Annotated in this window: 5 protein-coding genes; all 5 read left to right on the top strand. The window is 55.5% G+C overall.

All coding sequences use genetic code 11. The features are described 5' to 3' along the window. Nucleotides 1-882 (top strand): DUF488 domain-containing protein (locus FLM9_RS07365; protein ID WP_143324653.1); only part of this gene is annotated, 882 nt, incomplete at its 5' end. Between the two features lie 9 nt (nt 883-891). Continuing rightward, on the top strand, nt 892-1,743 hold the full coding sequence (locus tag FLM9_RS07360; RefSeq protein ID WP_074457963.1) for a DUF8758 domain-containing protein: 852 nt from the start codon (nt 892-894) through the stop codon (nt 1,741-1,743). A 22-nt stretch (nt 1,744-1,765) separates the two neighbouring features. After that, nucleotides 1,766-2,083: a hypothetical protein gene (locus FLM9_RS08410; protein WP_074457962.1), complete on the top strand. Its 318-nt coding sequence runs from the start codon at nt 1,766-1,768 to the stop codon at nt 2,081-2,083. Between the two features lie 175 nt (nt 2,084-2,258). Next, nucleotides 2,259-4,073 (top strand): DNA-methyltransferase, encoded by a 1,815-nt coding sequence (locus tag FLM9_RS07350; RefSeq protein ID WP_143324652.1) that lies wholly within the window; start codon nt 2,259-2,261, stop codon nt 4,071-4,073. A 2-nt stretch (nt 4,074-4,075) separates the two neighbouring features. Beyond that, nucleotides 4,076-4,506: DEAD/DEAH box helicase family protein (locus FLM9_RS07745; RefSeq protein ID WP_143324651.1), on the top strand; the 431-nt coding region annotated here is incomplete at its 3' end.

Here is a 4,506-nt window from a genome sequence, read left to right as displayed (position 1 = left end):
CATGCGTCTTGCAGAAACGTGATGATTGAGCGGAAACGTCTTCTGCTTGGATTCATCTACCGCGCCGGCGCGGGCCTCACCAGGGGGCAGCTCATGGATTGGCTGTTTTTGCTGCGGCAGGAGCAGCCCCAGGCGCTGGGGTCGTCAGCCTTCTACGACTTCGTACCCCACAGGTCGGGTCCCCGCTCCTTTCAGGTGTGCCGTGACGTTGAGGGACTGCAAGAGGCAGGCTTGTTGACCGGAGATCACCGGGATCACCTGTCGGTTGCCCCATTAGAGCGCGCCTATGTGAGCTGTGTGGTTCAAACGCTGCCCCGTCGCGCCGCCAAGGGTGTTGAGGCAATCCTGGGAGCCTATGGCCGCATGACGCCGAATCAACTCTTCCACGGCGTGAGCCGACGCTATCCGTGGTATGGGCAGGGGACAGGCTGGCCAGTGACGCCAGCGCAACCGGCAATTTATACTGTTGGCTACGAAGGCCGCACCATTGACGATTTCCTGAACCACCTGATCAGCTCCGGTATCCGCCAGCTGATTGACGTCCGCAGGAATGCCCTGTCCCGCAAGTATGGTTTTGGGGGTAGGACCACGGCCCGGCTCTGTGCCGAAGTGGACATTGCCTACGTTCATGTGCCAGCCTTGGGCATCCCCAGCACAATGCGGACAGACCTGTCCTCCGCGACCGCCTACGACCGCCTCTTTGACCTGTACGAAGCGACAGTCCTTCCCGGTGCTGACGACAGCATGGCCTCCGTTGCAGACCTATGCACCCGGAAACCATCGGCGCTGATGTGCCTTGAAGCATCCGCCAATCAGTGCCACCGTGGCCGCCTTGCCCTGCATCTTGCCCCTACCTCCGGGCTGGCCGTGAAGCACCTTTGAGCATGACCCATGGAACAGGTGCGTGAGGAGAGAATTCTTGTCACCGTCAAGACCTACCCGACGCTTTCACAGAAGTACGGCGAGACCGTCTGCACAGCCGGGGTGCGTGAAGACGGCTCTTGGGTGCGTCTTTACCCCGTGCCGTTCCGACGCTTGGATGAAGAGGAGCACTACAAAAAGTACGACTGGCTGGCCTGTCGCGTGATGCGTAAAACCAAGGATTCGCGCCCGGAGACATTCCGTCCCCTTGATCAGAGCGAACTACGGGTTATTGGCCATATGGACACAGGGGATCAGTGGCGAGAGAGGCGTAACATTCTTTTGGGAAAAGCCCGTGTGTGGACGCGGTTAAAAGAGCTTATTGCTGCAGCCAAGGCGAAGGAAGCCTCACTTGCGGTGTTCAAGCCTGCACAGGTGGTGGATTTCGTCTGGAAACCTGAAGAGGACCGGGAGTGGGATATCAACAAAGTTCGCCAGATGCGCAAGGCCACTGGTCAGTATGACCTGTTTGACGACAACACTTGGCGCGAGACGTTTCAAATCGTTCAGAAACTTCCCTACCAATTCTTCTACAAATTCAAGGATGCCGACGGGCGCATCAGCAAGCTGCGGGTTTTGGATTGGGAATTGGGTGCCCTGTTCCGGAACTGCCGACGGCGGGCAGGCGGCAGAGAGTCCAGTGAACCGGAAGCCCTCGCCAAGGTAAAGGAGAAGTATCTCAACGCTTTCCTACTGACCGACTTGCATTTCTTCCTGGGCACAACTTTGGAGTGGCACTTTCGTGCCCCGAATCCTTGGATCATTGTTGGTGTGTTGCCAATACCGCCAGAGCTGCCAGAGAGCCAACTGAGCTTTCTCTGAACCATGCCTGCAGAGCGTCTACATGGAGGGCCGTCATGGCCTTGTGCCAGGGCATGACCCAGCAGATTGTGGAGCAGCCGCGGCCCATCCAGCAGGGGGGTACCGGGAGGCTGGTATACTCCCACTGCGGGTGCTACAGCGCCAGTTTGAGCTGCCTTCCGGTTTGGCAGGGGGGGTACCGGGAGGCTGGTATGCTCCCACTGCGGGAGCCACCGCCACTGAATCCAAAAGCGCCAACGGTGAGCCCGCCGCCGTGGAGCCGGAAGCTGGTCACCCGTTGCTGGCTGCCTCCACCACAGGCCCCGAGACGGTGGAGCAAGCGGCCGTCACCGCCCCATAGATACCGAAGAGTACTTGACCCAGCAGGTCCGGACTGCTGGCCTTCGGGGTCAAGGCAATGCTCTTGGGGGTGACCTGGTAGCATCCTTCACCACCTCCTGGGATGTCTATGCCACCTGAGCGGGAGCGCTTGCCCTGGTAGGGTGGTAGGGCAGTGCCACGAGTAGGCCAACGCCGTGAATAAGGCAACAGGACCAGTCGAGGGTGATTTCATCGCCCCGCCAGAGATTGAGGAGCAGGGGGAGTCTTCCTTACCCCAACAAGAGGAATTTTGGCGGCCACCGGTACGCTTTGGCTCGGTTCCAGTGGAGAAGGAACCTCTAGGCTGGGACAGGCGCCAGGGCTTCCACAAGCTCTTCCCTCGCGTCATGTTGCCATTTCAGGTGGTGGAGCGGGTCCACTTCGGCCATGGTGAATTGGAGCCCAACCGACTCTTTTGGGGAGATAACCTTCATGTGATGCGCCAGCTTCCCTCTGAAAGCATCGATCTGATTTACATTGATCCTCCTTTCTTTTCTGGCAGAGATTACAATGTTATCTTCGGAGATCAGAACGAGCGGCGCTCGTTCTCTGATATTTGGGAAGATGGAATGCCAGGCTATCTCATCTGGCTCAACGCTCGACTCTTCGAGATGAAGCGCCTGCTGAAAAAGACAGGAAGTATCTTAGTCCACTGCGACTGGCATGCCAGTCATTACATTAAGGTAGAGATGGATAAGATTTTTGGACATAAATCCTTTATTAATGAGATTGTATGGTGTTATAAATCTGGAGGAGCAAGTCCGAAGCGATATTTTAGCAGAAAGCATGACACAATTTTCTTTTATGTATTAAATAACTCTTATTATTATGAATCTCAGCAAGAGAAATCATATAATAGGGGATTAAAGCCTTATCGATTTTCTGGGGTTACGGAGTATCAAGATTCACATGGATGGCACACTCTTGTCGGCATGAAAGATTATTGGGAGATTGACATGGTAGGGCGAACTAGTGCCGAACGCATTGGTTATCCAACACAGAAGCCAGAAAAGCTTCTTACAAGAGTTATCAACAGCTGCTCACCAATAGGGGGAGTTGTCGCTGACTTCTTCTGTGGTGGCGGCACAACAGCCGCTGTTGCACAGCGGTTAGGCCGCCGCTGGATCACCTGTGATCAGTCCCGTGTGGCCGTGGCTGTCACTCGTGACCGGTTGACAGGGCAGGTTGAGCAGCAGACAGGTGCAGTATTGCCCGTGCCTGACTTCACTGTGGAAAACTGGGGCATCTATGAAGCACAGCGGCTGGCCCAGGCACCGCCCGATCAATTTCGCGCTTTCGTGTTGCGCTGCTTCGGGGCACGGATTGAGCAGCAAGACGAGAGCATCCACGGCACCAAAGGTTCAGTCCCCGTTTGGGTGGGCGGATCAGGTATCGACACCGCCGTAACAGAAGCAGATGTCTCGACCTTTGCCAACGCCATCCGCAGGACGCTACGCTATCAGCAAGATAATCTTCGGGATGGGCTCATGCTGGCCTGGGCCTTTGCGCCCGGGGCATGTGAGGCAGCAGAGCGGCTCCGCGTTCTGGAGCAAACGGATGTGAACTTCATTCGACTTGAGCAGGTCCGCATCGACTCATCTCGCTTCCGTGAGCATGTGACTGCCCTCTCCACCAATCACGCTGATTACGAAAACTTCCTGACCTTTATCCAACCACCGCGGGTGGAAGTGGGCTACAGGCGTGTCTCCCCTCTCACCTATATCTTTGACGTGAGCGAGACCGCTGTCATGAATTCTGGGGCAAGGATCATTAACGTCCAATGGGATTTCAGCCATGGACAATTATTTAGCAGTACCAAAGGATATTCCTTCACAGCTAACAAGAAAAAAGGGCCGAAACTTCAGGTCAAGTTTAAGTTTTCCCAATCTGGAAAGAGGCGCATTGCTTGCCGCGTGCAAGATGATCTGGGTGGTGATGGGCTCAAGGTGATTGAGATTGAGGTGAATTGACCATGTTTAATCAGTTTGCCAAACATGAGGAGAGCTTTCGCACCTGGCGGCAGGACGGTCTGCCAGGGCTGAAGCCTGAGTCCTCACAATACATTGCATTTCTGGCGTCCGAAGAAGACGATCAGAAGCCACGGGAGGGTACGTTGTGGCCCCACCAGTGGGAGTCATTCCTGCGGGTGATCTATGCCCATGAAATCTTGGGCAAGAAGACGATTGGCACCCATGGCCTGTTGCTAAATGTCGTCACGGGTGGCGGCAAGACAGCCATCATTGCTGCGGTTATTGCCTGGCTACGCATCGCCCATGATGTGCAGAAGTTTGTCATGCTCTGCCCCAATCTGGTTGTGCGAGATCGCCTGGAAGATGATTTTACCAATGGGAAGGTTTTCAAAGATAGACACTTATTACCACCAGACAACATATGCGCACCGGA

It is taken from the genome of Candidatus Synechococcus spongiarum (assembly GCF_900047545.1).
Taxonomy (GTDB): domain Bacteria; phylum Cyanobacteriota; class Cyanobacteriia; order PCC-6307; family Cyanobiaceae; genus Synechococcus_B; species Synechococcus_B spongiarum_C.
Note: the sequence above shows the minus strand (reverse complement) of the source record. Positions and strands in the feature narration are given on the sequence as shown.

Bases quoted from the DNA above. Each gene is read 5' to 3' on its own strand.
- FLM9_RS07360 (WP_074457963.1), top strand. From the start codon at position 892: ATGGAACAGGTGCGTGAGGAGAGAATTCTTGTCACCGTCAAGACCTAC.
- FLM9_RS08410 (WP_074457962.1), top strand. From the start codon at position 1,766: ATGGAGGGCCGTCATGGCCTTGTGCCAGGGCATGACCCAGCAGATTGT.